This window comes from Ureibacillus xyleni (genome assembly GCF_900217795.1).
Lineage (GTDB): Bacteria > Bacillota > Bacilli > Bacillales_A > Planococcaceae > Ureibacillus > Ureibacillus xyleni.
Map to the genome: position 1 here is coordinate 108,587 of NZ_OBMQ01000011.1, position 24,286 is coordinate 132,872.

The following is a 24,286-nucleotide window of genomic DNA, read 5'->3' on the forward strand; positions in this document are numbered from 1 at the left end:
CCTTTCCGTAATTAAGATGCAAACATCTCAAAATTTGTTCTTTTACTAATACATTTCTCCGCTTTTTCACGGTCTTCAGCTGTTTGGAAACTTATAACTAAAATACCAAAAATGTCTTCACGTGCTTCAACTACACGAAGATTCGTAATACTAATATGCTCTTCTGCTAAATATCCTGTCACTTCAGAAATAACCCCTGGGTAGTCTGGAATATCAACATACAAATCGTAAGTTGTATAGAAAGCACCTGTTGTAATTGGAAGATCATCTCGTACCTTTTTAGCTACTGCAAAATATTGTTCAATCGAATCTTGTTCATTGCTTAAAAGGATGTTTTTCACACGGTCCATTTCATTTAACCATAAATCTAGTTGGTTAATTAGTTCTTGACGGTTTTGTAATACTATATCTTTCCACATGAGCGGGTTTGAAGATGCAATACGTGTAATATCACGGAAACCCCCAGCTGCTAAAAGTGTTGTCATTGGATAATGTTTTTGTTCAGTATCTAATTGATGAACAAGTGATGCTGCCACAATATGTGGAAAATGGCTAACGACAGCCGTCATATGATCGTGGTCATTTGCATCAACTTTCACAATTTTAGCTAACGTATATTTTAAGAGTTGTTCGAGTTCACGAACTTTTTCCTCATCTTCGTTTTCTAACGGTGTTAACATGTAATAGGCATTTTCAAATAGGTGAGGTTTTGCTGCTTTTACCCCGCTTTTATGTGAACCTGCCATCGGGTGCCCCCCAATAAATGTAATACCACATTCACGGAGTTCTGCACCTTTAGCCATGATGAGACCTTTTGTGCTTCCAGTATCTGTCACAATGACATTCTTTTTTAATGGCCATTGTTTTAGTTCGTCCAGCCATTGTAATGTTGCATTTACAGGTGTCCCAAAGATGATAATGTCGGCCTTTCTTGCCCCTTCAATAATATCTTCAACAACTTCATTTACAATATTTAAAGTTTTTGCTAGTTCACGGGTTTGATGATTCGCATCATACCCGTAAACTTTTGTGTGAGGGGCCTTTTGACAAGAAAGTGCAATAGAGCCCCCAATTAAACCTAAACCAATGACAAAGACATTCTGTGTCATGCAAAAACTCCCTGTTCAGTTAACACTTCTTCAAGTAAAGATAAAAACTTGCTATTTTGTTCTTCTGTGCCAAATGTTACACGGATATATCCAGGAGTACCTAGCGCGTTTCCACTACGGATAATAAATCCACGTTTCATCATTTCTTGGAACACAACATCACTATCTGCTTTTACTTCAAATAAGATAAAGTTTGTTTGTGAAGGGTAGTAGTTTAAACCATGTTTATTACAAAACTCAACGAATTGGTTTTTGCCGATTTCATTTTTATCGCGGCATTCTTGAATGAACTCTTGATCTTCAAGGGCAACAATCGCCACTTTTTGGCTTAGTACTGTATTGTTAAATGGTCCACGAACTGGATCAAGTTTCGCAATCACATCTTCCTGTGCATAGGCATAGCCAACTCGGAAAGATGCTAAACCATAAGCTTTAGAGAACGTACGCATAATAATAACATTTGGATACTCACTTACATAGTGCAATGTATCCTTGAATTCTGGTGCATTGATATATTCAAAATAAGCTTCATCTAGAACGACTAGCACCTCAGATGGAACTTGCTTTAAGAAATTTTGTAATTCATCGTCACTTACGATTGTTCCTGTAGGATTGTTTGGATTACATACCCATACAATAGAAGTATTTTCATCAATTGCTTCAAGCATTGCTTGCAGGTCATGTTTCCCATCTTTTGTTGGAACTTTTCGTACTTCTGCTCCTTCAATTACAGCGTTATGGCTATATTGGGAAAACGATGGGTCTGCCATTACTGTATTAACACCAGGGTAAAGCAACGCACGCGTTACAATTGCGATTAAATCGTCAGAACCATTACCGAATAAAAGTTCTGTCTCTTTTACACCAAGATGTTTTGCTACTGCTGTACGTAAGCTTTGAGCATAACCATCAGGGTAAATAGCATGATTTGTTGAATCTTTTTCTAAAAATGCTTTTACTTTAGGAGAAAAACCATATGGATTTTCATTAGATGCTAATTTTACTACTTCGTCTAAACCAAATTCTTTTTTTACTTCTTCAATTGGCTTACCTGGCTGATATGCTTTCATGCCATAAATTTGTTGTTTCCATTTCATCATAATCTTCTCCTCCTAAACTGATTCTTATTTGATTAAGTCAGGTCGTAAACTAACAGCATTATTCAAATAGATATGTTGAATATCTTTTTGATGAACTTGTGTATTGACGTGCATTAATACTCGAATACACAAAGGTAACGCCCCAGGTACATTCATTTCGTGTGTACACATTGTTGGTACATATTGCCATCCTTCGATTGAACGAACTGCTTTTGCTGGAAAGGCCGATGTAATATCTGGTGTTGTGGAAATTACAACTGAAGCGATATCTTCAGGTTGAATTTTATTTTCTTCTACAATTTGTAAAACTAATCTAGTAATTTCATTATATATTAGTTCTGGTTGATCTTCTTCTACTGTTGTTGCGCCTCTTACACCGCGAATCATTTGCTTACCTCCATTAGAAGTGAACGATATTCACGATCTACTTCTCTACATTCTGATAATTCTATTGGTTGAATAAAAGGCTCACCAATTTTGTTTAATAACACAAATTGTAACTCCCCATACTCTACCTTTTTATCTTTCATTAAATATTGCTCCAACGTTTCGAAGGGGAATTTTTCCAATTGCTCAAAAGGATATTCGTTTTGTTTAGCAAACTGTAAAAAGTCTTTTGTAAATTGTCGATTAATTTGACCGTATCGTTCACTTAGAAGTAATGCATAAACAATTCCAATTATTACTGCTTCACCGTGAGCTAATCCTCCATAACCTGCTGCAGCTTCAATTGCATGACCATAAGTATGACCTAGATTTAAAAATTTTCGTACCGATTGTTCTGTTTCATCCTTAGCAACGATATCAGCCTTTACTTCTATACCAGCTTTTAAATGAAGCGCTAAACGATCATTGTCAATTGTGGTAATAGAAGAAGTATTCATTAATTCTTTAAGCCAATTTTCATTTGAAATTAGCGCATGTTTAATTACTTCTGCCATTCCAGAACGAATCTCACGCTCACTTAAAGAGTGTAAAAGATTCGTATCGTAAATGACTGCTTCAGGTTGATAGAAGGCTCCGATTAAATTTTTCCCAAGCGGATGATTGATGGCTGTTTTTCCACCAACTGCTGAATCATGAGCTAAAATCGTTGTTGGAATTTGGATAAATGGTATTCCGCGCATAAAAGTAGCTGCGACAAACCCAGTTAAATCTCCAACGGCCCCACCACCAAAAGCAAATAAGAAACTTTTACGGGTACAGTTGTTTTCGATTAAAAATGTATGGGAATTTTGGAAGTTTTCAAACCCTTTGCATTCTTCACCTGCTGGCATAATGAATACTTTAAAGTCATAAGGGAAATTTTGCGTGAAATATTCCCCTTGAGCTTCCCATACGTTTTGATCTGTAAAAACGACTAATTGGTCTGCTTTTTGCAACTTACTTTCAAATGAGAGAACGGATGATTTTAAAATATCATTTCCAATAACAACTTCATATTGATGTGATTCGGTATTTACAGGAATTCTCATGATTAGTACCCCTTTGCGTACTCGCGCATTGCATCTATTTGTGCTTTTAATTGTGGCAGTTGATCGCTATGGTACTGTTCAATAATTGCCTTTGCAATCTCCCAAGCGATAACACTTTCCGCAACGATTGAAGCTGCTGGAACTGCACAACTATCAGAACGTTCAACACTCGCTTTAAATGGTTCCTTTGTTTCAATATCAACACTTTGTAATGGTTTGTATAGAGTAGGGATTGGCTTCATTACACCGCGCACAACAATTGGCATACCCGTTGACATACCGCCTTCTAAGCCACCTAATCGGTTTGTTGCACGTGTATAGCCGTTTTCTTCATCCCATAAAATTTCATCGTGTACTTCTGAACCTTTACGACGGGCCATTTCAAATCCAATACCAAACTCTACACCTTTAAAAGCGTTAATTGATAACATTGCTTGAGCAAGTCGACCATCTAATTTGCGATCGTAGTGTACATAAGAGCCAATACCCGCTGGAAGTCCTTCTACAATTACTTCTACTACACCGCCAATTGAATCTCCTGCTTTTTTTGTATCATCTATCATTTGCACCATTTTTTCTGATGCCTGCGCGTCTACACAATAACATGGATCTTCCTCGACAATTGCACGAATTTCATCAGCTGATTTTCCTTCAATGCTTGAAGTATCTGCTTTAATGCCTGCAATTTCCGTTACATGGGCAACTACAGAAATACCTAACTCATTTAGTAACGCTTTTGCTACTGAACCTACAGCCACACGCACTGTTGTTTCACGTGCACTTGATCGTTCTAATACATTTCGTAAATCGCGGTGACCGTATTTCATTCCACCTACTAAATCTGCATGTCCTGGACGAGGGCGTGAAATTTGACGTTTAATTTCATCTGGATCTACGTCTTCTGGAAGCGGTTCAGCTCCCATAATTTTTGTCCAATGTTTCCAATCATCGTTTGTTACAACTAATGCTACTGGAGAACCGAGTGTTTTCCCGTGACGAACACCTGCTACAATTTCCACAGTATCCGTTTCAATTTGCATACGTCTTCCACGGCCATGTCCACCTTGACGACGTTTTAAGTCATAATTTATTTTTTCTGCACTTATTGGTAAAAGAGATGGTAATCCCTCGATAATTGTTGTTAGTTGAGGCCCATGAGACTCTCCTGCTGTAAGGTAACGCATAAAACACTTTCTCCCTTCAACTCGCTAAAGTATGTATTTTTTATCATAACATATATTATAACCTAAAAAACAGTGTCATTTGATAACTATTTCAATATAGTACCGAATATTCTGAAATAGTAGAATATAACGGTTTAAAGACGAATTTAGTAAAAATACGCTTCCCGTTTTTCACGAAAAGCGTTAGACCATTTAAAAGATTTTTCTCATTTTGAATTATTTTTTCCGATAGAAAAAAGTATCTTCCACTTCGAAACCATAACGAGCGGGGTTAAAGATTTGCTCCGTTGACCCTACAAAAAGAATACCGCCCGATCGCAAGGATTTACTGAAGTTATGGTAAATTTGATCTTTTGCTTCTTCTGTAAAATAAATCATAACATTACGGCAAACAATTAAATCACAATTTGTTTCATAGTTGTCTTTTAATAAATTATGTTTTTTAAATGTTACTGTTCTTTTAATTTCATCTTTTACTTTAAAAAACTGACCTTCTTTATTAAAATATTTATTTTTTACATCAGCAGGAACTTCAGCCAAAGAGCGGTCTGGATAAAGGCCTAGCTTAGCTTTTTGAATGACATTTTCATCAATATCGGTTGCCAACACTTGTACTTGTGATAGTGGTACATGATGGGATAAAACCATTGCAATAGAATATGGCTCTTCCCCTGTAGAACATGCAGCACTCCAAATTTTCAGCCTTTTGTTCGATTGAAGTAGCATAGGGAATATTTTATTTTGCAATATTTCCCAACGTTTCCCGTTTCTATAAAATTCTGAAACATTAATTGTCATACGATCTAAAAATTCATTTAGTAAATCTCGATCTTTTTCAAGTGCATGTAAAAAGTCTACAAAATTCCGATACCCTTTTTTCTCATAAAGTGATGTTAAACGTCTCTTCATTTGTGCTTCTTTATATAGGGCGAGGTCAATTCCCGTTTTTCTTTTAATTCCTTCTATGAATTGTACATAATCTGACATCGATCCATCTTTCCCCTCGATTGCAACACGCATATAAACGTGGCAGAGCATAGTCGTTAATTTATTATAGCTGAAAATTACGAAATCTTAAATAAATCATTTTGAGAAAGATTTTTCATATAAACTTAATTTGTTTTTTCATCGATAAATAGCTGAGATGAAGTATGATTTATTGGTGCATCTAGAGATAATTGCTGCCGTGTTTGTTCGATTTCTAGTCGCAATTTTTCTGTTTCAATTATATAGCTTTCCTTCCGAATTTTTTCTAGCTCAATTTCTTGTTTTAATACTTCTAATTTTAATTTGGATTGTTTATTGATATGAGTTGTTACAATTCCAGAGATTGAAATTAATGAAGTAATCGATACAATTCCTAACACTAATATTACGTAATCTGCCATATTTATCCCCCCTTTTGTTAATACGTTTCAATTTATTAAAAGTTTCCATAAAAAAAGTAACTACCACATTTCGTAATAGCTACTCGTTGTTGTATAAATATTAAACTAATTCTCCAGCGAACCATAAGTTAATTTCACGTTCAGCAGAAGCTGGTGAATCAGAACCATGAATTACGTTTTCAGAAATTGTAACAGCGTAGTCACCACGGATTGTACCTGGTTGAGAATCAGATGGTTTTGTAGCACCCATCATAATACGAGCTAAAGAAATTACGCTTTCGCCTTCCCATACCATTGCAAATACAGGACCTGAAGTGATGAATTCAACTAACTCACCGAAGAATGGTTTGTCAGCATGTTCTGCATAGTGTGCTTCAGCGATTTCACGAGTTGCTACCATAAGTTTAGCACCTTTTAATTCAAAACCGCGACGTTCGAAACGGTCTACGATGTCTCCGATTACTTGACGTTTTACTCCGTCTGGTTTAATCATTAAAAATGTTTTTTCAATTGCCATAAATAATTTACACTCCTTAAGTTTGACTAAGGCATTACACCTACCGATAAATATTACCAAAATAACATCCATTCATCAACTATTTACAATTTACGGTATCATTATTATTTAAAATTAGAATTTCCTTTTACCGATAAATAATGCAATATCCCGCAATTTTTTCTTCATTGGGTGGTTCGGCAATGCGTCAACTTCTTTCAAAGCTTTACGCAAATAATGATTACTAATACTAATCGATTGTTTTATTGCGTCGGATTTACGAACGATGTGAAGCATTTCCAATCGTTGTTGTTCAGTAACATCCCCATTCGCAGCCGACTCAATAAATTTTGAAATTGTTGGGTGGTCCTTTAATAATAAAATTGGTAAAGTAATATTTCCTTGTAATAAATCACTTCCAGCAGGCTTCCCTAGTTCTTTATCCGTTGCAGTGAAATCTAAAATATCATCGACGATTTGATAGCTCATTCCAACAAAATAGCCGAATTGTTTTAAATGTCTTACATTCTTATCATCCAAGCCACTTACGACTGCACCAAGCTCACAACTAGATTCTATGAGCAAAGCTGTTTTTCTTTTAATACGTCGGAAGTAATCTTTAATGTTTTGGTTATTACGAAACTTATCTTCTATTTGAATCACTTCGCCATTACAAATTTCAACCATTGTTTTAGCTAAAATTTGATGGACACGTGGGTTTTCGATTGATGTTACATACTCTAAGGCACGTGCAAAAATAAAGTCACCCGTATACATGGCAACTCGATTATTCCATTGTGCTTTTACAGTATGTCTTCCCCTTCTCAAATCAGAATCATCTATAACATCATCATGAACTAGAGATGCTGAATGAATTAATTCAAGCGGTACAGCAATATTTTTTACTTGGTCTATATTATATTGCCCAAATTTTGCACTTATTAAAACAAAAACAGGGCGAATTCGCTTACCGCCCGCTTGTAATAGATGGAGAGAGGCATCATTTATCAAGTGCGAAGACGAGTTTAACGCTACTTCTAATTCTTTTTCGATGATGTCTATATCCGCTTTTAGATCGGAATATAGCAACTTTAACTTCATCTTTTCCACGCGTGAAACCTTCTCCCCCTAGTTTTCTCTTTTAAAGCCCATATGCATAGCTGCAGCCCCACCGCTATACCCTTTATAACTTACTTTTTGAAAACCTGCTTCTTCAAACATTTTTGCTAATTTCTTCATGCCTGGAAAATCATTTGCTGATTCTTGTAGCCATGAATATTCTTTAAAACTTTTTGCAAATAATTTACCAAATAGTGGCATGATATATTTAAAGTAAAAACGAAATAGTTGTCGGTAACCCGGAATTTCAGATTGACTTGTCTCTAAACAAACTGCCATTCCTCCAGGTTTTAACACACGGTTCATTTCACGTAATACTTGCATATAGTCTGGAACGTTACGTAATCCAAAACCGATTGTAACGTAGTCAAATGTATTGTCTTCAAAAGGCAGTTCCATTGCGTTACCATGAATCAGCTCAACATAAGGATATGGTTCGACTTTTTTCTCTCCAACTTTAAGCATATTTTTACTAAAGTCTAGTCCCTTTACCATCCCGTTTTCGCCAGTAGCTTGTGCAAGTGCAACTGTCCAATCAGCCGTTCCACAACATACGTCTAAACATTTCGAACCTGGTTTTACGTTCATTTTTTTCATTGTATCTTCACGCCATTTTACGTGCAGTTGAAAACTAATGACCGAATTCATTTTATCGTAACTTTCGGAAATGCTTTCAAAAACTTCGTGTACGTGTTCTTCTTTTGATTTAGCCATTTTTTCAGAACCTTTCTGCACATCAACTAACTAAAAGCCCGTTTGTTGCTCTATGTATAGCTTTAATTCGTCCTTAATAGTAGACGAACGAAGATATTCATGGAGTAAATCTTTTAGGTCGTCTATTTTTTGTTGCAATAATAACTCAAAAGGTTGCCCTTCTTTTGTTGCACTTTCTATCATTTTCTCTTGTAACAGTGACTTATTGCCCTTTTGTATATAGTGAAGCTCTTTTTGTAATTGAAGCAACAGTAGGCTTGTATGCATAAATGTGCTATATTGTTCAAATCCATAAACTTGATAAAATCTTTTGATCAACTCAGTTTGCACAACTGAAATCGTTTCGTACCAATCATTTAACGTTAACGAATTTGTTTCATATACTTTAATTTGATGCTCACAACGGATTGCTATACCTTCAGATAACTGCTTAATGAGAGGTATATTGCCAGCTTGAGCTAAAATCTCATAATACCGGCCACTATAGTAGTCACCAGAGAGAACAGTTAATTGTTGCTCTTTACTAGTTGCATTTTTTTCATCTATTTTATCATGCTCAGAAAGTGAGGCATGTACAATTCCAACTGTAATCGCGCTTTTTTGAATTTGTTCATTCCATTTTTCTCCATTTAAAAATGGCATTAACAAATAAAACAATTGATTTTCATCTAAAACTGGGTCTCCAGTATATTGCAGTAATGTTCTATGACGAACATGCATGAAAATATTTGTTTTTAATTGTTCGATTGACTCTTGAATGTATGTTGCATCCATAGATATTACTCCATTCTACTTTAAGTGCAATTGAAGCCAACAATTGCATTTACTTGGTTGATGCGATGATTATTTTTTTGAGCCGCTTTCTACAATACCGTGTGCAGAAATGATTTTGGCTTTCCCACGAATTTTCATTGCTGAAGTATGCTCTGTAAATTGTGCAATCATTACTTCACCAGCATCTAATTTTTCAGAATGATGGAATTTCGTATCTGTCCCACGTGTTAAACCGATTACATGTACACCATCTTCTTGGGCTTCAATAATAATATAATCAGGATTTGTCATATTATTTTCTCCTCAGTAAACATATTCTGTTACATCATAACATAATCAATAGTCGAGTTTAAGACATTTGAATAAATGAAATCACTTCGCGGCGCAAAACATCCTCCGTTTCGTAAATACCACGAGCAGCAGATGTTACGGTTTTAGAACCAGGCTTTTTCAGACCGCGCATTGTCATACACATATGTTCTGCCTCAACTACTACATACACACCATAGGGATCCAACATTTCCATGATTGAATCTGCAACTGTTGCTGTAATACGTTCCTGAAGCTGCGGTCTACGTGCAACAGACTCAAGGCATCTTCCAAGCTTACTTAAGCCAGCCACTTTTCCCTCTTTTGGCAAGTAAGCAATATGGGCTTTCCCGTAAAATGGCACTAAATGATGTTCACACATTGAATAAAACGGAATATCTTTCACTAAAACTAATTCATCATGATTTTCATTAAAAACAGTACTGAAAAACTCTCGTGGATCTTCATTAAGTCCACTAAACATTTCTTCATACATTTTCGCAACTCGTGACGGTGTGTCTAATAATCCTTCACGGTCCACATCTTCCCCAACGGCTTCTAAAATCATTTTTACCGCTTCTTCTATTTTATTTAAATCGACTTTCGACATTTTAATATCCTCCTAAAGCTCTGATGCAATGATTGTCAAATTGAATCGTAGCACATACCTTCTTTATTCGCAAAATGGGTTGATTTTTATTATGTAAATATGATGATAACTTTTTTCAATCTATGTATATGAATATTATTATAACATTTAAAAAGAGCAGTCATCATGCTTGTCCATGACGACTGCCCTATGTAACTGCGAATACTGAATTATTTTACAGCATCTTTAAGAGCTTTACCTGGTTTAAAAGCAGGTACTTTACTTGCAGCTATCTCGATCTCTTCACCTGATTGTGGATTACGTCCTTTACGAGCTGCACGTTCACGTACCTCGAAGTTACCAAAACCGATTAATTGTACTTTGTCACCCTTTGCAAGAGCATCTTGAATTGTATCAAATACAGCTTCAACTGCTTTAGAAGCGTCTTTTTTAGAAAGACCTGCAGCTTCAGCAACAGAGTTTACTAATTCTGTTTTATTCACACCATTCACCTCCTCTCAAAGGGTAGAAGCTAAATCATGTAAAAAGAGTAACATATAGAAATCCTTGGTGCAACTGTATTTGTCCATGTTTTTCGCTATAAAATTGTATTTTTTCATAGAAAAAACAAATAACAGGACTTTTCACCCGAGAAATGAAAAGTTCCTGTTATTAGATTATACTAAAATTTGTTAAATTATACAATTCTAGATAATAAATGTGACTAAACCACGTTCACCTTCATTAACCATTCTTTCAATCGTTTGTCGCATTCTCTTTTTCGCATTTAGTGGTACAGCATTCATTTTATAACGAATACCCTCTTTTAACACTTCATGCAAAGTTGTTCCAAATAGTTGAGTTTGCCATAGTTGTTCACGGTCGTGTTTATAAGCATATTGTAAATCTTTTAATAACTGTTGACTATAAAACTCAGTACCTATTAATGGAGCAAACTCAGTTTCCATATCTACCCGAATGATATGGTAGGATGGTGCGGATGCTTTCATGCGAACACCATAGAAGTTGTTTTGCTTAATGATTTCTGGCTCACTTGGCTCGAACTCTTCCATTGTCGGTAAAGTGACACCATAGCCATGCTCACTCGCTTCTTCAATAGCCTCACGGAAACGTTTATGAGCTTGTTTTGCTTCAGCAGCTTCTTTAATGAACAGTAGCCAATCTTTTTTCGTATCAATTGGTGAGTCAAGCCATTCATTACATACCGCTTTATAAATTTCTGGCTTTAATGTAACACGAACTGTAGCTACACCGAGACCTGCATCCACACGCTCAATTTCACTTTCTTCTACAAAGTCGATTTCCCGAAGCTCGTTTGCCGCTTGAGAAACATCACGAATTTTCGTTACCGAATTTAATACATTACCCACTGCGTCTGTTAAAGTTAAATTTAAAGGATGTGTATGATCTAACACATCGAGCCAATCAGGTTTTTCCACTTCAATGTCTTCAATAGGAAACTCATAAAGTGCTTCTTGAAGAATATATTCCATATCCTTTGAAGTCATTTGATCAATTGCTACCGGGATAACCGGAACATTGTATTTTTCTAGCAACTGATTACGTAATGCTTGTGTATTGCTATGGCTTGGCATTTGACAGTTTAATACAATAACAAAAGGTTTTCCAATTTCTTTTAACTGATCCACAATCTGTTCTTCTGCCACTTCAGCAGCCATCCGATGAATACCATTTACAGTTCCATCTGTTGTGACAACGATTCCAATGTTAGCGTGATCACGGATGACTTTATCTGTTCCAATTTTGGCAGCTTCTTGGAACGGAATCGCTTCATTATGCCAAGGTGTGTGAACATACTTAGGACCATCTTCATCTTCATACCCTTTAACCCCATCGATAATATACCCAACACAATCTGCAAAACGAATACGGAAAGGAATTTCGCTTTCCCCTATTGTAATTTCAGTTCCTTGTGCAGGAACAAATTTAGGTTCAGCCGTCATAATGACAGGACCAGGTGAACTTTGTGGCAGCTCGTCCAGTGCTCTTTTGCGATCTTCTTCATTGGTGATGTTCGGGAGCACAATTGACTCCATCATTTTCTTCACTAGAGTAGACTTACCCACCCTCACAGGCCCTACAACACCAATGTATACATCCCCATTCGTTCTCTCTGCTATTTGATGAAAGATTTCTTCGCCTATTGTAGCTCCTCCTTTACGTAATTAAGTTTATGTGTGTAAATCATCAAATATGAAATGACTAAGGACAAAAACCATCATGAAATAAAAAAATGCTATTTCTCTTAATGTATATGAGGGTTTTGCGTTAATAAGACTAGGAGAAAAAATATTTATTAGAGGAAATGGCGGAATAATTTTAATATTTGGCGGATATTTTTCTAGATTTGGCGGAAAAAAACTAAAATTTGGCGGATAAATCCTGTATTTTGGCGGAAATGATAAAAAGCGCCCCTACCTTAGTAGAAACGCTTGAGCAATTTTTTACTTTTTATTTGGCTCGTACATAAAAACAGGTTCATTGTTTTCATTTACAGTATACGGTAAAGAGTATGCTGGCAGAACTGGATAAGCCTCGACTAAAAGATTTCGAATATCTTCTCCAGGCTCTGGCGTTAAGTTATTATCTTTAATAAAAGTATTTAAATCCATAGAATAATCCACAAATATTTTACCTTCCGTTGTTGCAATTAAAGGCAGCTGATTATTAGAATAAGGACTTGGCACTGTTACATCTTCTTTATAACCAACTTTTTTAAAATCAATCGTATAAATATTATTTGTTAATGGATCTTTATACGTTGGGTAAGTGGTTGTTGTAAATCGAATATTTAAATCGCGAATTGTTTCTGCTGAACGTAAATCTACTAATTTGACAGTAGGGTTATTTTCAGCATCCCAAATGACATATTGGAATATTCCACCCTTTTCATAAGAGTTTGAAGGTGGCTTTTCCATATATTTTGGAACTAACTTCGAAAAATCAATTGGATATTTAATGTATTGGTCTGTATCCATATCTCTATTTTGAATTGGTAATACACCTGTATCTGCTTGGAACTTTTCAACTGCACTTTGAACGTCTGCTAATTGATCTTCATATGGTATATTCGCCCCTACCATTTCTTCTTCTGGATACAAACATCCTGATAATAAAACGGTTGTAAAGATGAGCATCAAGAACATGCTCCATTTTCTTTTCATAGAATTTCCACCTCTATTTATTAATTCGGCCAAGTGAGAACAACGAGAAGCATTAAGATTGTTCCTACTGAAAATAAACCAAACGCAAAAAGTCTAATAATAAATGATAATAATCCACTTTTCACCCATTTCCGTGCTGCTGAAACAATCAAGACGGATATTAACATTGCACCAATGGAATAAAAGGAAACCCACATCACATCAAGGGCGTGCATACTTGCAAGTGGTCCTCTTGCTGAAGCAAGCATTAAATAATCCATTGAACGAAAACCACCTTTCGAAAAACTTTATGTATTAAGAAATAGTAAGTATCAAAATAATAGGAGGTACAAACTTGCATACCTCCAACAGTTATCACTCGTTATTGTAAATCGTCTATTTCACGTTTTTTCATGCGAATCATTAACTCATCAACTGCAATCTTTGGCTCTTTTTCATTGAATAAAATCTCATAGAGGGCAGTTGTAATTGGCATTGGGACTTCATATTTTTGGGATAATTGATAGGCAGCTTTTGTTGTTCTTACGCCTTCTACAACCATCCCCATTTGTTCGAGCACTTTTTCTAACTTCATCCCTTTACCAAGCATGTTTCCAGCTCGCCAGTTTCTGGAATGAACACTTGTACATGTAACAATTAAGTCACCCATTCCTGTTAATCCAGAGAATGTAAATGGATTGCCACCCATCTTAACGCCTAGCCGAGTAATCTCCGCTAATCCTCGAGTAATGAGGGCAGCTTTTGCATTATCCCCATAATTTAAGCCGTCTGAAATCCCTGCAGCTAATGCGATGACATTTTTTAATGCTCCACCAAGTTCAACTCCAACAACATCGTCCGTTGTATAAACACGGAAATACTGATTCATAAATAAATCTTGAACTTTCTCAGCAGCAGCAAAGTTATTACATGCAGCTGTGATTGTTGTCGGGTGATGTAAAACAACTTCTTCAGCATGACTTGGACCTGATAAAACGACAATCTCTTCTATGACATCAGACGGTAAGGACTCTTGTAACATTTCAGAAATACGCATTAATGAATTTGGCTCAATTCCCTTTGATACATGAACGAATAAAACTTTTTTCTCAAGGAACGCAAGCATCTTTTCACAAACTTCACGAATTGCTTTTGTTGGTACAGCGACTACCACAATATTACTGTGGTAAATCGCTTCTTCTAAGCTACTTGTAGCAACTAAATTGTTAGGAAGGTTTGTTTCTGGCAAGTATTTATGGTTTGTATGTTGTTCATTAATTTCAACTGCTTGTTCAACGCGATGGGTCCACAACAGTGTGTTATGGCCATTTTCAGCTAAAACAATTGCAAGAGCAGTCCCCCAAGAACCAGCACCTAAAACCGTTACATTTTCCATTTCAATTCCCCCTTCACCCACGTTACTCACGAGCACGTGCAATTAAACGAATTGGCGTACCTTCAAAGTCAAACGTTTCGCGGATACGATTTTCTAAGAAACGTTCGTAAGAGAAATGCATTAGTTCAGGATCATTTACAAATGTAACGAATGTTGGTGGTTTAACTGCTACTTGTGTTGTGTAGTAAATACGTAAACGACGACCTTTATCTGCAGGTGCAGGATTACGTGCAACTGCATCTTCAATTACTTCATTTAATATAGATGATTGAATACGCATTGCATGGTTTTCACTAACTCGTTGTACAATGTCTAAAATTTGGTGTACACGTTGTTTTGTTTTTGCAGAAACGAAAATAATTGGAGCATAATGTAAAAATAAAAAATGTTCACGAATTTGTTGCGTATAAAGATTCATTGTTTTTTCGTCTTTTTCAACTGCATCCCACTTATTTACAACAATAATCACTGCTTTTCCTGCTTCATGCGCATAGCCAGCAATTTTTTTATCTTGTTCTTGTATACCTTCTTCACCATTTAAAACGACTAATACAACATCGGAGCGTTCAATCGCTCTTAAAGCACGTAAAACGGAATATTTCTCTGTAGATTCGTACACTTTCCCTTTTTTACGCATACCCGCTGTATCAATAATGACATATTCTTGTCCATCGTATGAATACGGCGTGTCAATGGCATCACGTGTAGTACCAGCGACGTCACTTACAATTACTCGGTCTTGTCCTAAAAAGGCATTAACAAGCGAGGATTTCCCAACATTCGGGCGGCCGATTAAACTAAATTTAATCGTATCATCTGAATATTGTTCTTCATCTTCTTTTGGAAAATGTTTTGCACATTCGTCTAATAAATCCCCAAGACCTAATCCGTGAGACCCTGAAATAGGGAAAGGCTCCCCAAACCCAAGCGAATAAAAGTCATAAATCATTTCCCTCATATCAGGGTTATCAATTTTATTTACAGCAAGGACAATCGGTTTTTTTGTTTTATATAAAATTTTTGCAACCTGTTCGTCTGCTAACGTTACACCTTCACGCCCATTTGTCATAAAAATAATGACATCTGCTTCATCAATTGCAATTTCTGCTTGCTGGCGAATTTGATCTAAAAATGGTTCATCACCAATTTCAATCCCGCCTGTATCAATAATGTTAAATTCATGGGTTAACCAATCTGCCGAACTGTAGATGCGGTCACGTGTTACACCTGGAATATCTTCCACGATTGATACGCGTTCTCCAACAATACGATTAAATATTGTTGATTTTCCAACGTTCGGACGACCTACGATGGCGATTACTGGTTTTGTCATCTGTACTTCATCCTTCCAAATTCTTATCTTTTGTATTATACACGAAATGTTTGCCAATATCATTTTTTCACATTTATTTGGTTATATAAACATGGCGATATTAAGACACACATTTTCCATTACTTACATACTGATTATTTTATTCAGTTCTATTAATATTTAATAGATATTTGAAAAAGGAGGGGCTCCATCTGAAAAAACTTCTATATTTTATTGTACTCATCGCAATGTATATGATTCCTATAAATAGCAATGCCCAAGCAAGTTCTCTTTTTCCTGATGTTAAAAACTATCGGGAAGAAATTATATATCTGAATGAAAACGGAATTATTAATGGATATGGCAATGGTAATTTTGGCCCCAATGATCCTATTAAACGCATCCAAGCTGTTCAGATGATTTTACGGGAATTAGGGGTAAGTACAAAAGATGCACCAAATCCAAATTTTTCAGACGTTCCACCAGGCAGTTACGGTTATGAGGAAATCGCTAAAGCTGCACAACTTGGTATTATTTCTGGAAAAGGGGATGGACGATTTGATCCAAGCGGAAAGTTAACAAGAGGGCAAATGGCAAAAATTCTTGTAAACGCCTATAAATTAAAAGGCTATTACCCATATGAATTTTACGATGTTGACATGGATCATTCATTGTACCCTTATATTCAAACATTAGCGAGCCATAACATTACTACAGGATACCCTGACGCAACATTTCGTCCAGGTGAGCCTTTAAAAAGAGCCCATTTCGCAGCCTTTTTAGCTCGAATTTTAAATGACGATTTTATTTTTTATCCATATTTTGTACAGGACACAGAAACAATCGCAAACAATCTACAAAGTGTTGTCATGATAGAGCTATACGATGCAAACAACGAACTACTATCACAGGGTTCCGGCTTTATTGTTTCGAACCAATTGATTGCAACGAATTTTCATGTCATCAGTGGAGGATATCGAGCAATTGCGATTACAGATGATGGTGACGAAATTGAGCTTGAAGGCGTTGTAGATTATGACGATTACTTAGATCTTGCTATTTTAAAACCTAAAGAAAAGATAGGTTACCCTGCCTTACCACTTTTAGATTATGACGAAGTGAAAATCGGTGAGAAAGTAGTAGCATTTGGAAGTCCATATGGTTTACAAAACTCCATGACTGAGGGAATTGTTTCAGGAAAACCAATGTTTGAAGACGAATATGGTACCGTGGATACAATCCAAACTTCAGCACAGATTACGTTCGGAAGTTCAGGTGGACCGCTTATGAATATGAAGGGGTTTGTACTTGGAATCAATTCATTTGGTCTTGAAGAATTAAATTTTGCGATTACAACAAATTATTTATATGAAATGGTCTACCCTTATAAATCAACAAAATTCAAGTCAATACGAACGCAAAACTTTAGTGAAATGCCAGTTTATGAAGAGGAAGATGAGGTTATTGAGGAAGATGAAGTTATCCATCCAGCTCCAATTGAAGATGCTATTCCTGAAATCTCCTTAGAACCACCAGCACCGATTGACTTAGAACAATTAACTGGCGAAACACAAACAGTTTCTCAACAGTTTATAGACTTAGTACATGATGCTGAACAACCTATCATCTATGGCATCAATATTTATGGAGAGCTAGTTTCATTCAACTATGAAACAAACAGGGAGCAGACATTAACCTTTGATGACCCTGCAGAAAGCATTTTTTATTCAAATGGTGAGTTGTATATTACTTTAGTAAAAAGAGAACACAGTTCCTATTGGTGGGATGCCCTTCAAGAAGGAGCCGTTGCTGTTGTCGATACATCAACCTTCACACTGAAAAATGTTTTTAACCTTAAAACCGATCCATTTGATATTGTCGCGGATGATAACTATTTCTATGTATCTTCGGGTTCTGGACAATGGACGACTCTAAAAAGTTATAGTAAAGAAACAGGGAGTGAAATTTCTTCACAAAGTATCCGACAGTTAAGTTCCATCTTTATGCATCCTAGTAAAACGAGAATTTATGCAGTAGATTCTGATACATCACCTCGAGATCTTGAAATGTTTGCAATACAAAATGGAAAACTTTCGCAATCCTTAGATTCTCCTTACCATGGTGATTATGAACTTTTACCGCATTTGTCAATCTCACCAGATGGAAAATATATTTTTAATAATTATGGGACAATTTTTGCATCTAGTCGATTAACAAGTACGGATATGAAATATATTACAGATTTAAAAACAAACTTTTATGATATTACATTCAATGATGAGCTCACAAAGTTTTACCTATCAGTAGAAAACTTACTATACGTTTACGATTATAAAACCTTTACACCTATGAAAACATACAAAATAGAGGGTAAAGGATATTATTTATTTAATCACGACAATAATTTAATTATCGTCGGAGAACAAATTAATGCAAAAACAGGTATTCCGTTTAGTATTATTTTAAAAACGAACATGAAATAAAAAAACTGTAGCCAACTAAAATTGACTACAGCCCAACACGTAATGAAGTTATCGTTTCATTACGTGTTTTTTATATTATTTTTCAGAAAATCGTTTTAATTGGTCTCCAATAACATCGCTAAATGAAAATCCTGTTGTTTCTTCTGGAAGTTCGTAATCGATCACTTCTTCTTTTGCAGGATTTTCTTGAAGATCTTTAATGCTTAATGAAAGTCGTTTCTCATTTGCATTCACATCAAGAACTTTAACCTCTACTTCTTGACCTTCTTTTAACACTTCATGCGGAGTATTAATATGCTTGTGCGAAATTTGAGAAATATGAACTAACCCTTCTACTCCAGGGAAGACTTCGACGAAAGCTCCAAATGATACAAGGCGTTTAATCGTACCTTTTAATGTTGAACCTTTAGATACTTGATCTTCAACATTTTGCCAAGGTCCAGGTAATGTATCTTTAATAGATAAAGAAATTCGTTCGTTTGCTGGATCAACAGACAAAACTTTTACTTTAACAGGTTGGCCTTCAGAAAGCACAGTGCTTACATCCGTTACATGTTCATGAGAAACTTGGGAGATATGCACTAAACCATCGATACCACCGATATCCACAAAAGCTCCGAATGGTACTAAACGTTGAACTGTCCCATCAAGAATGTCACCTTGCTGAATATTTCCGATTACTTGTTTCTTTTTAGAAGCTTTTTGTTCTTCTAATACCGCACGATGAGAAAGAATTAATCTACCTTTTTCTTTATCAAGCTCAGTAATTTTGAATGTTAACGTTTTGCCTTTATAATTTTCAAAATCTTCAACAAAATAATCTTCAACAAGAGATGCAGGAACGAAGCCACGTACGCCTAAATCAACAACTAGGCCACCTTTCACAACATCTTTTACTTCCGCTTCAAAAATTTCACCTGATGCAAACTGTGCCTCGAGTTTATCCCACGCTTTTAGTGCATCTACTTTGCGTTTTGATAAGACAAAGTTTTCTTCTTCCACTTTTGTAATCATTAGCTCTAACGCGTCTCCAACAGATACTACATCAGAAGCTTTTTCGATATGCAAGCTCGAAAGTTCGCTAATTGGCACAATACCATCAAAAGGTGCACCTTCAATAGATACTGTTACTGCTTTATCATCTACTTGTGCAGCAACACCTTTCACAATATCTCCTTCACGAAATTCTTGGTTTGATCCTAAGTTCATTTCTTCAGACATATGTAACCCTCCTTCGCATCTTCCAATTTCTATTTTATTCGAAATTGTTTATAAAAACAAAAATTTTCCTCTGATATAAAGAAATATATAAGTTTTTCCTTTAAAAGTCAGATGATCCCATTATTTCTTTGGCAAGATTTAAAATTTCATTAGCCGCTTCTTCTATTGATAAATGGGTTGTATCAAGATATATTGCATCCTCAGCTTGAATTAAAGGAGAGGCTTCTCTTTCACTATCCAGTTTGTCACGCTTTGCAATTTCTTCTTTTAAACTTTCAATTGTTGAAGGAATACCTCGTTTTTCATTATCAATAAAGCGCCTTTTAGCACGTTCTTCAACAGATGCTGACATATAAATTTTCAGCTCAGCATCTCTTAACACGTGGGTACCAATGTCTCGTCCATCCATGACAATCCCGCCAATAGCAGCCAACTCTTGTTGCTTTGCTACGAGGATTTCACGAATAATTGGATGTGCTGCAACTTCACTAACATTGGCTGTTACTTCATTTGAACGGATTAACTGTGAAACATCTTCCCCATCAACAAAAACAAGTTGTCCATTTTCAGAAGGTTTTAAGATAATTGAAGTATTCAACAGCATTTTTTCCAAAGATTTTTCATCACTTAATCCTATGTTTTCTTTCATTGCTTTATACGTTACTGCTCGGTACATTGCGCCTGTATCGATATAGGTAAAGCCTAAAGATTCTGCCACAATTTTGGCAATTGTACTTTTCCCGGCACCTGCTGGACCATCGATTGCAATTTGTATTTTTTTACCCATAAAATCCCTACTTTCCTACAACATTGTACCATAATGGGAAGATTTTTTTGATTTTGACACCTTGGATTGGTAGTGAAAAAATGGGCCTACGCTCTTTTTCCCATGAATTCCATCCACATCATTTCGTTATCTACAAAAAAAGCCACTATTATTAAATAGGGCACTGAAAAAGTCGATTTTAATAAATTTTTATAATAAAAATAAGCTCAGATCTTTTAGGAAGTGGGATTCACGAAGACTCCTACGGGAACAGCTTGAGCTGAAGACCCCGCAGGAGCTTGCGACGAGGAGGCTGAAGCCAAGCCCGTGGAAAGCGAAGTGAATCCCACCTTCTATTTAGAAGCAAATAATTACTATAAATTTTTATCGGTATTTAGTTTTTCAGTGGCTTCATTATTAAAATAGGGCTTTTTAAATTTATATTTTGCTCGCTTCTTTTCGACGTAAAGCAAGTTGACGTTCGAAACAAAAGCGAACAATATATTGCTTGTCTATATCATCTGTATCAGTAAATTGCAGTGAAGCTAGTTTTAAATGTTCCTTTTCAAAAATGCGAATCACATTTGCATCGGTTTTTACATATTTAATGTCCCCATTATTATAGGGAAGGACAATTGTTAAATGGATCCGTTCACCTTCATGAAATGGCGGATTTGATCTTAATTGGAGTGCCATTCCACCTGCACTAATGTCATCTGTTACAAATTGATAAAAATTATTTTGGTAGTTTACAGCCACATCCGCTACAGTGTTCACACGCACAAATTCCCGACGTTGAATTTTAACAAATTCTTCATCTGGCGGACACTTAAGCATAATGGTAGGAATGTTTCTTTTTTGCCTTCCTAACACTTCGGTATTAAATGCATAGCTTATTTTGTCTTCCGTCATAAAGGTTGCTCGGAATTGAGCTCCATCCACTAAAAAAGCGGTTTTTTTCGTAATTGTATTTACTGGATAATCAATAAAAATTACATTTTCAATCTGTTCTACAACCTTACAGTGGAATTTATCCACATTTTCTGAATTAGTTGTCTCTAAGATTAATGTAGTCCCGATTTTTAGTTTCATACTCCTCGCCTCGCACAATAAGATAATATAATTATTGCACGAAACGGATGATTTTTCTAGGAGGTTCTGTCTGTTTTTTCAAATTATGGCATATATTCTACTTTTATAACATCGTGGTTATCCGCATCTACAACTACTCTAAATGTTTCATTTAATTTATTATCAAAGCGAGCAATTACTTCATAACATTTTCTTAATTGGAATGCATCGTTTTCTGTGTAAATCATTTTTTCTTCTTCCACTACTGTACCAGGGCGGAAGAATGTTTTCCAATCAATCGGGTTCACTGGTTGATTTTCATCAACAGTTTCTTTTTGAACATATTCCATTGCATTTAAACCGAGAAGTTCGCCACTGTCCTTTGAAACCTTCAATTGAACGCCATCTGGATAAACAAGAGCCTTATCTTTCCCAACTACTCTTGCTAAAGAAATATGCCATGCATTATGATTTTCGCGCATTTCCACTAGTTGTAAATCTTTATAACCTGCTCTACCTAAAAACTGATAGGTTAAATCCTTAATTTGTTGCTGAGTAATTCCTGTTTTTTCTTGAACAGGGCGCTCAGATAAGAAGGATAAAATGTGCCCACCTTTTACAGTTATATCTGCGTACCCAATTCGGCTCCCTTTTACAAATTGAATATGATAGAACGGATATGGGGCATCATCTTTACTTTTCGTTACAGTATAGGTTGCATCTTTAATACCTGGCAAAAGCAACTCTAATCGATCAATTGCTTGTTCTTTCGTTAATTCTTTATCTGTTAAGTTTTGTAATTCTTGTTTCTTTTTCCAATCTGATTCACTAGCTGTTAAAGGAAAATCTGTTTCTGAATAAGATTTCAAATTCGCTGAGACATTTTTAAATGGTGATTCCTTTGTTTCTTGAGTTGCAACAGATGCCCATTTTTTGAAATCTCCGTCATTTTCATAAAATCTAGATGTTGCCACTGTCCATTCATCTGACAGAGCTTGTAAATTTTCATTTACAACACCCATTTTTTTATGCCAAGATTCAAAATCTCCATTGTCTGCCACATACTTTGCCTCTTCACCAATATTGCCCACATATCGCAACCAATCATTCGCTACTTCTGTACTTAGAGGCAAGTTACTAATAGAGGAACGGAATTCATTACTCATTCTCCAAATGTTATCAAGTTGAACTTCAAGTGCATGTTGGTCTTGAAATAGTAAAGATTGAGACACAGCCTGTTGAAGGTTTGTTAATTTTTCTGATGCATTTGTAAGAGAGTTTGTATACTGCGCATGTACTGTTTGTTGAAGATCTTTGTTTTCTTGCCTTACATCATAAGCGTATAATCCTAACGCTAAAACTGCTATTGACAGTAAGTATATCGCGCTTTTCATAGTTTCCCTCCTCGTATATTAGTAGCAGAATATATGTTCACCGATTTGCTTAATTTGTGGTCTCGACCAAATCCATTTACTAGTTGCTGTTTGAGGATTAAAGTAAAATAACGCATTTTCTGTTGGATCCCAGCCATTCATTGCATCTAATACGGCTTCTTTTGCGCGTTCATTTGGAGTTAACCAAATTTGCCCGTCTGCAACCGCTGTGAAGGCACCTGGTTGGAATATGATATCTGAAATGGTATTTGGGAATTCAGGCGATTCAAGTCGATTCAAAATAACTGCTGCAACCGCAACTTGCCCTTCATAAGGTTCCCCTCGAGCTTCACCATAAACCGCATTTGCCATCAGTTGGAGGTCTCGTTCAGAGTATTTTACAGGCAGCTGCATATCCGAACTTTTAGATGTACCGCCTCCACCGCCTCCACCACCTCCACCTTTCGTCTGCTGTGCAAGAGGTGTTCCTCCATAATGAGTAAATTGATTTCCTCTATCGATTTGTTGTTTTACCCAATCTTCATGGTACTCGGTAGCATTTACTAGATTCTTTTTCGTTGTACTACCGACAACACCATCTATGTCAAGATCGAATTCTTTTTGGAAATTTCGCACTGCCCAATAAGTACCATAGCCAAAAATACCATCAATTTTTCCATTGTAATAGCCTAACCATTGTAACCTCGCCTGTAATTCAATTACATCATCTCCAAATGAGCCCCGTTCAATGAGTTGGCTTGAAAATGCACTTGTTTCACTTGGCTTGACAATAGCAAAAGTACCAAGTAATAAAATGATTGTCATAAAGATACTTCTTACCATTTATTTCACTCCTTTCTCATAGCATGTAAAATTCGAAAACTTTTATACGTTTTTCATTTATATAGACTTCCTAAAATTTAAGAAAAAAAAACAACTTTTATTTTAATCACTTTAATTAGTGAAAAATAAAAGTTGCTTATTGATATTTTTGTTCATATAAATGTTGTACTAAATGTTGATGAGCCAATTTCACTTTTCGCAGGGCAAACCACCATAAATACAGCATAAATGGGGCAATTAAATAAACCCAATACCCTTCAAACGTTAAAATAGAATTATAAATAACTCAAACTTCGCAGACTGAAATCGACAAATAAGCCTTGATATAGTTAGGCAGACCGTTAATCCACTGCTGTAGTTGACTTTTGATTAATTTTTG

At 35.8% G+C, this 24,286-nt stretch carries 25 protein-coding genes; 1 reads left to right on the forward strand and 24 read right to left on the reverse strand.

What is annotated here, in order from left to right:
- Positions 1 to 11 precede the first annotated feature (11 nt).
- From CRO00_RS14955 to der, 19 genes are all read right to left on the reverse strand, one after another.
- Entirely contained in the window at positions 12 to 1,109 is a 1,098-nt protein-coding gene (locus CRO00_RS14955; RefSeq protein WP_097074467.1) for a prephenate dehydrogenase, read from the reverse strand.
- Complete coding sequence (gene hisC, locus CRO00_RS14960) at positions 1,106 to 2,206, reverse strand: histidinol-phosphate transaminase (RefSeq protein WP_097074495.1); 1,101 nt, start codon at positions 2,204 to 2,206, stop codon at positions 1,106 to 1,108. The genes CRO00_RS14955 and hisC overlap by 4 nt, the downstream gene beginning before the upstream one ends.
- A 27-nt stretch (positions 2,207 to 2,233) precedes the next feature.
- Entirely contained in the window at positions 2,234 to 2,596 is a 363-nt protein-coding gene (gene aroH, locus CRO00_RS14965; RefSeq protein ID WP_097074468.1) for a chorismate mutase, read from the reverse strand.
- On the reverse strand, positions 2,593 to 3,684 hold the full coding sequence (gene aroB / locus CRO00_RS14970) for a 3-dehydroquinate synthase (RefSeq protein ID WP_097074469.1): 1,092 nt from the start codon (positions 3,682 to 3,684) through the stop codon (positions 2,593 to 2,595). The genes aroH and aroB overlap by 4 nt, the downstream gene beginning before the upstream one ends.
- 2 nt (positions 3,685 to 3,686) lie before the next feature.
- Positions 3,687 to 4,868 carry a chorismate synthase gene (gene aroC, locus CRO00_RS14975; protein WP_097074470.1) on the reverse strand — a complete coding sequence of 394 codons (1,182 nt, stop codon included), beginning with the start codon at positions 4,866 to 4,868 and terminating at the stop codon, positions 3,687 to 3,689.
- Positions 4,869 to 5,084: 216 nt separating this feature from the next.
- Positions 5,085 to 5,855, reverse strand: coding sequence for a CheR family methyltransferase (locus CRO00_RS14980; RefSeq protein WP_097074471.1), 771 nt, complete (start codon positions 5,853 to 5,855; stop codon positions 5,085 to 5,087).
- A 125-nt stretch (positions 5,856 to 5,980) separates the two neighbouring features.
- Positions 5,981 to 6,256 (reverse strand): hypothetical protein, encoded by a 276-nt coding sequence (locus CRO00_RS14985; RefSeq protein WP_202615691.1) that lies wholly within the window; start codon positions 6,254 to 6,256, stop codon positions 5,981 to 5,983.
- A gap of 100 nt (positions 6,257 to 6,356) precedes the next feature.
- Positions 6,357 to 6,773 carry a nucleoside-diphosphate kinase gene (gene ndk / locus CRO00_RS14990; RefSeq protein ID WP_097074472.1) on the reverse strand — a complete coding sequence of 139 codons (417 nt, stop codon included), beginning with the start codon at positions 6,771 to 6,773 and terminating at the stop codon, positions 6,357 to 6,359.
- A gap of 114 nt (positions 6,774 to 6,887) precedes the next feature.
- Entirely contained in the window at positions 6,888 to 7,862 is a 975-nt protein-coding gene (gene hepT, locus CRO00_RS14995; RefSeq protein WP_097074473.1) for a heptaprenyl diphosphate synthase component II, read from the reverse strand.
- A gap of 18 nt (positions 7,863 to 7,880) precedes the next feature.
- Positions 7,881 to 8,585 (reverse strand): demethylmenaquinone methyltransferase, encoded by a 705-nt coding sequence (locus CRO00_RS15000; protein ID WP_097074474.1) that lies wholly within the window; start codon positions 8,583 to 8,585, stop codon positions 7,881 to 7,883.
- 30 nt (positions 8,586 to 8,615) lie between these two features.
- The gene (locus CRO00_RS15005) at positions 8,616 to 9,359 is read right to left on the reverse strand and encodes a heptaprenyl diphosphate synthase component 1 (protein WP_097074475.1); all 744 of its coding nucleotides are present in this window, start codon (positions 9,357 to 9,359) and stop codon (positions 8,616 to 8,618) included.
- Positions 9,360 to 9,428: 69 nt separating this feature from the next.
- Positions 9,429 to 9,650, reverse strand: coding sequence for a trp RNA-binding attenuation protein MtrB (gene mtrB / locus CRO00_RS15010; RefSeq protein WP_097074476.1), 222 nt, complete (start codon positions 9,648 to 9,650; stop codon positions 9,429 to 9,431).
- 58 nt (positions 9,651 to 9,708) lie between these two features.
- Entirely contained in the window at positions 9,709 to 10,278 is a 570-nt protein-coding gene (gene folE, locus CRO00_RS15015; protein WP_097074477.1) for a GTP cyclohydrolase I FolE, read from the reverse strand.
- Positions 10,279 to 10,487: 209 nt separating this feature from the next.
- Positions 10,488 to 10,760 carry an HU family DNA-binding protein gene (locus CRO00_RS15020; RefSeq protein ID WP_053994313.1) on the reverse strand — a complete coding sequence of 91 codons (273 nt, stop codon included), beginning with the start codon at positions 10,758 to 10,760 and terminating at the stop codon, positions 10,488 to 10,490.
- Between the two features lie 204 nt (positions 10,761 to 10,964).
- Positions 10,965 to 12,443 (reverse strand): stage IV sporulation protein A, encoded by a 1,479-nt coding sequence (gene spoIVA / locus CRO00_RS15025; protein WP_097074478.1) that lies wholly within the window; start codon positions 12,441 to 12,443, stop codon positions 10,965 to 10,967.
- Between the two features lie 300 nt (positions 12,444 to 12,743).
- The gene (locus CRO00_RS15030) at positions 12,744 to 13,463 is read right to left on the reverse strand and encodes a hypothetical protein (protein WP_097074479.1); all 720 of its coding nucleotides are present in this window, start codon (positions 13,461 to 13,463) and stop codon (positions 12,744 to 12,746) included.
- Positions 13,464 to 13,483: 20 nt separating this feature from the next.
- Positions 13,484 to 13,723 carry a DUF2768 domain-containing protein gene (locus tag CRO00_RS15035; protein ID WP_097074480.1) on the reverse strand — a complete coding sequence of 80 codons (240 nt, stop codon included), beginning with the start codon at positions 13,721 to 13,723 and terminating at the stop codon, positions 13,484 to 13,486.
- Between the two features lie 101 nt (positions 13,724 to 13,824).
- A complete protein-coding gene (locus tag CRO00_RS15040) occupies positions 13,825 to 14,838 on the reverse strand; it encodes an NAD(P)H-dependent glycerol-3-phosphate dehydrogenase (RefSeq protein ID WP_097074481.1) in 1,014 nt (337 codons plus the stop codon).
- 22 nt (positions 14,839 to 14,860) lie between these two features.
- Positions 14,861 to 16,171: a ribosome biogenesis GTPase Der gene (der, locus tag CRO00_RS15045; protein WP_097074482.1), complete on the reverse strand. Its 1,311-nt coding sequence runs from the start codon at positions 16,169 to 16,171 to the stop codon at positions 14,861 to 14,863.
- Between the two features lie 227 nt (positions 16,172 to 16,398).
- Between der and CRO00_RS15050 the strand changes: the two genes are divergently transcribed.
- On the forward strand, positions 16,399 to 18,633 hold the full coding sequence (locus CRO00_RS15050; RefSeq protein ID WP_097074483.1) for an S-layer homology domain-containing protein: 2,235 nt from the start codon (positions 16,399 to 16,401) through the stop codon (positions 18,631 to 18,633).
- Between the two features lie 75 nt (positions 18,634 to 18,708).
- On the opposite strand, the gene rpsA is transcribed toward CRO00_RS15050, so the two are convergent.
- The 5 genes from rpsA to sleB form a co-directional block, all read right to left on the reverse strand.
- Positions 18,709 to 19,854, reverse strand: a complete 1,146-nt coding sequence (gene rpsA, locus CRO00_RS15055; protein WP_097074484.1) for a 30S ribosomal protein S1 — start codon at positions 19,852 to 19,854, stop codon at positions 18,709 to 18,711.
- Between the two features lie 100 nt (positions 19,855 to 19,954).
- Positions 19,955 to 20,641: a (d)CMP kinase gene (gene cmk, locus CRO00_RS15060; RefSeq protein ID WP_097074485.1), complete on the reverse strand. Its 687-nt coding sequence runs from the start codon at positions 20,639 to 20,641 to the stop codon at positions 19,955 to 19,957.
- Between the two features lie 417 nt (positions 20,642 to 21,058).
- Positions 21,059 to 21,712 (reverse strand): flagellar brake protein, encoded by a 654-nt coding sequence (locus CRO00_RS15065; protein ID WP_097074486.1) that lies wholly within the window; start codon positions 21,710 to 21,712, stop codon positions 21,059 to 21,061.
- A gap of 83 nt (positions 21,713 to 21,795) precedes the next feature.
- Entirely contained in the window at positions 21,796 to 23,085 is a 1,290-nt protein-coding gene (locus CRO00_RS15070) for a PepSY1/2 domain-containing protein (protein ID WP_097074487.1), read from the reverse strand.
- An 18-nt stretch (positions 23,086 to 23,103) separates the two neighbouring features.
- The gene (gene sleB, locus CRO00_RS15075) at positions 23,104 to 23,907 is read right to left on the reverse strand and encodes a spore cortex-lytic enzyme (protein WP_097074488.1); all 804 of its coding nucleotides are present in this window, start codon (positions 23,905 to 23,907) and stop codon (positions 23,104 to 23,106) included.
- Positions 23,908 to 24,286: the final 379 nt, after the last annotated feature.

Bases quoted from the DNA above. Each gene is read 5' to 3' on its own strand.
- CRO00_RS14955 (WP_097074467.1), bottom strand. From the start codon at position 1,109: ATGACACAGAATGTCTTTGTCATTGGTTTAGGTTTAATTGGGGGCTCT.
- hisC (WP_097074495.1), bottom strand. From the start codon at position 2,206: ATGAAATGGAAACAACAAATTTATGGCATGAAAGCATATCAGCCAGGT.
- aroH (WP_097074468.1), bottom strand. From the start codon at position 2,596: ATGATTCGCGGTGTAAGAGGCGCAACAACAGTAGAAGAAGATCAACCA.
- aroB (WP_097074469.1), bottom strand. From the start codon at position 3,684: ATGAGAATTCCTGTAAATACCGAATCACATCAATATGAAGTTGTTATT.
- aroC (WP_097074470.1), bottom strand. From the start codon at position 4,868: ATGCGTTACCTTACAGCAGGAGAGTCTCATGGGCCTCAACTAACAACA.
- CRO00_RS14980 (WP_097074471.1), bottom strand. From the start codon at position 5,855: ATGTCAGATTATGTACAATTCATAGAAGGAATTAAAAGAAAAACGGGA.
- CRO00_RS14985 (WP_202615691.1), bottom strand. From the start codon at position 6,256: ATGGCAGATTACGTAATATTAGTGTTAGGAATTGTATCGATTACTTCA.
- ndk (WP_097074472.1), bottom strand. From the start codon at position 6,773: ATGGCAATTGAAAAAACATTTTTAATGATTAAACCAGACGGAGTAAAA.
- CRO00_RS15000 (WP_097074474.1), bottom strand. From the start codon at position 8,585: ATGGCTAAATCAAAAGAAGAACACGTACACGAAGTTTTTGAAAGCATT.
- CRO00_RS15005 (WP_097074475.1), bottom strand. From the start codon at position 9,359: ATGGATGCAACATACATTCAAGAGTCAATCGAACAATTAAAAACAAAT.
- mtrB (WP_097074476.1), bottom strand. From the start codon at position 9,650: ATGACAAATCCTGATTATATTATTATTGAAGCCCAAGAAGATGGTGTA.
- folE (WP_097074477.1), bottom strand. From the start codon at position 10,278: ATGTCGAAAGTCGATTTAAATAAAATAGAAGAAGCGGTAAAAATGATT.
- CRO00_RS15030 (WP_097074479.1), bottom strand. From the start codon at position 13,463: ATGAAAAGAAAATGGAGCATGTTCTTGATGCTCATCTTTACAACCGTT.
- CRO00_RS15035 (WP_097074480.1), bottom strand. From the start codon at position 13,723: ATGGATTATTTAATGCTTGCTTCAGCAAGAGGACCACTTGCAAGTATG.
- CRO00_RS15040 (WP_097074481.1), bottom strand. From the start codon at position 14,838: ATGGAAAATGTAACGGTTTTAGGTGCTGGTTCTTGGGGGACTGCTCTT.
- der (WP_097074482.1), bottom strand. From the start codon at position 16,171: ATGACAAAACCAGTAATCGCCATCGTAGGTCGTCCGAACGTTGGAAAA.
- CRO00_RS15050 (WP_097074483.1), top strand. From the start codon at position 16,399: ATGTATATGATTCCTATAAATAGCAATGCCCAAGCAAGTTCTCTTTTT.
- rpsA (WP_097074484.1), bottom strand. From the start codon at position 19,854: ATGTCTGAAGAAATGAACTTAGGATCAAACCAAGAATTTCGTGAAGGA.
- cmk (WP_097074485.1), bottom strand. From the start codon at position 20,641: ATGGGTAAAAAAATACAAATTGCAATCGATGGTCCAGCAGGTGCCGGG.
- CRO00_RS15065 (WP_097074486.1), bottom strand. From the start codon at position 21,712: ATGAAACTAAAAATCGGGACTACATTAATCTTAGAGACAACTAATTCA.
- CRO00_RS15070 (WP_097074487.1), bottom strand. From the start codon at position 23,085: ATGAAAAGCGCGATATACTTACTGTCAATAGCAGTTTTAGCGTTAGGA.
- sleB (WP_097074488.1), bottom strand. From the start codon at position 23,907: ATGGTAAGAAGTATCTTTATGACAATCATTTTATTACTTGGTACTTTT.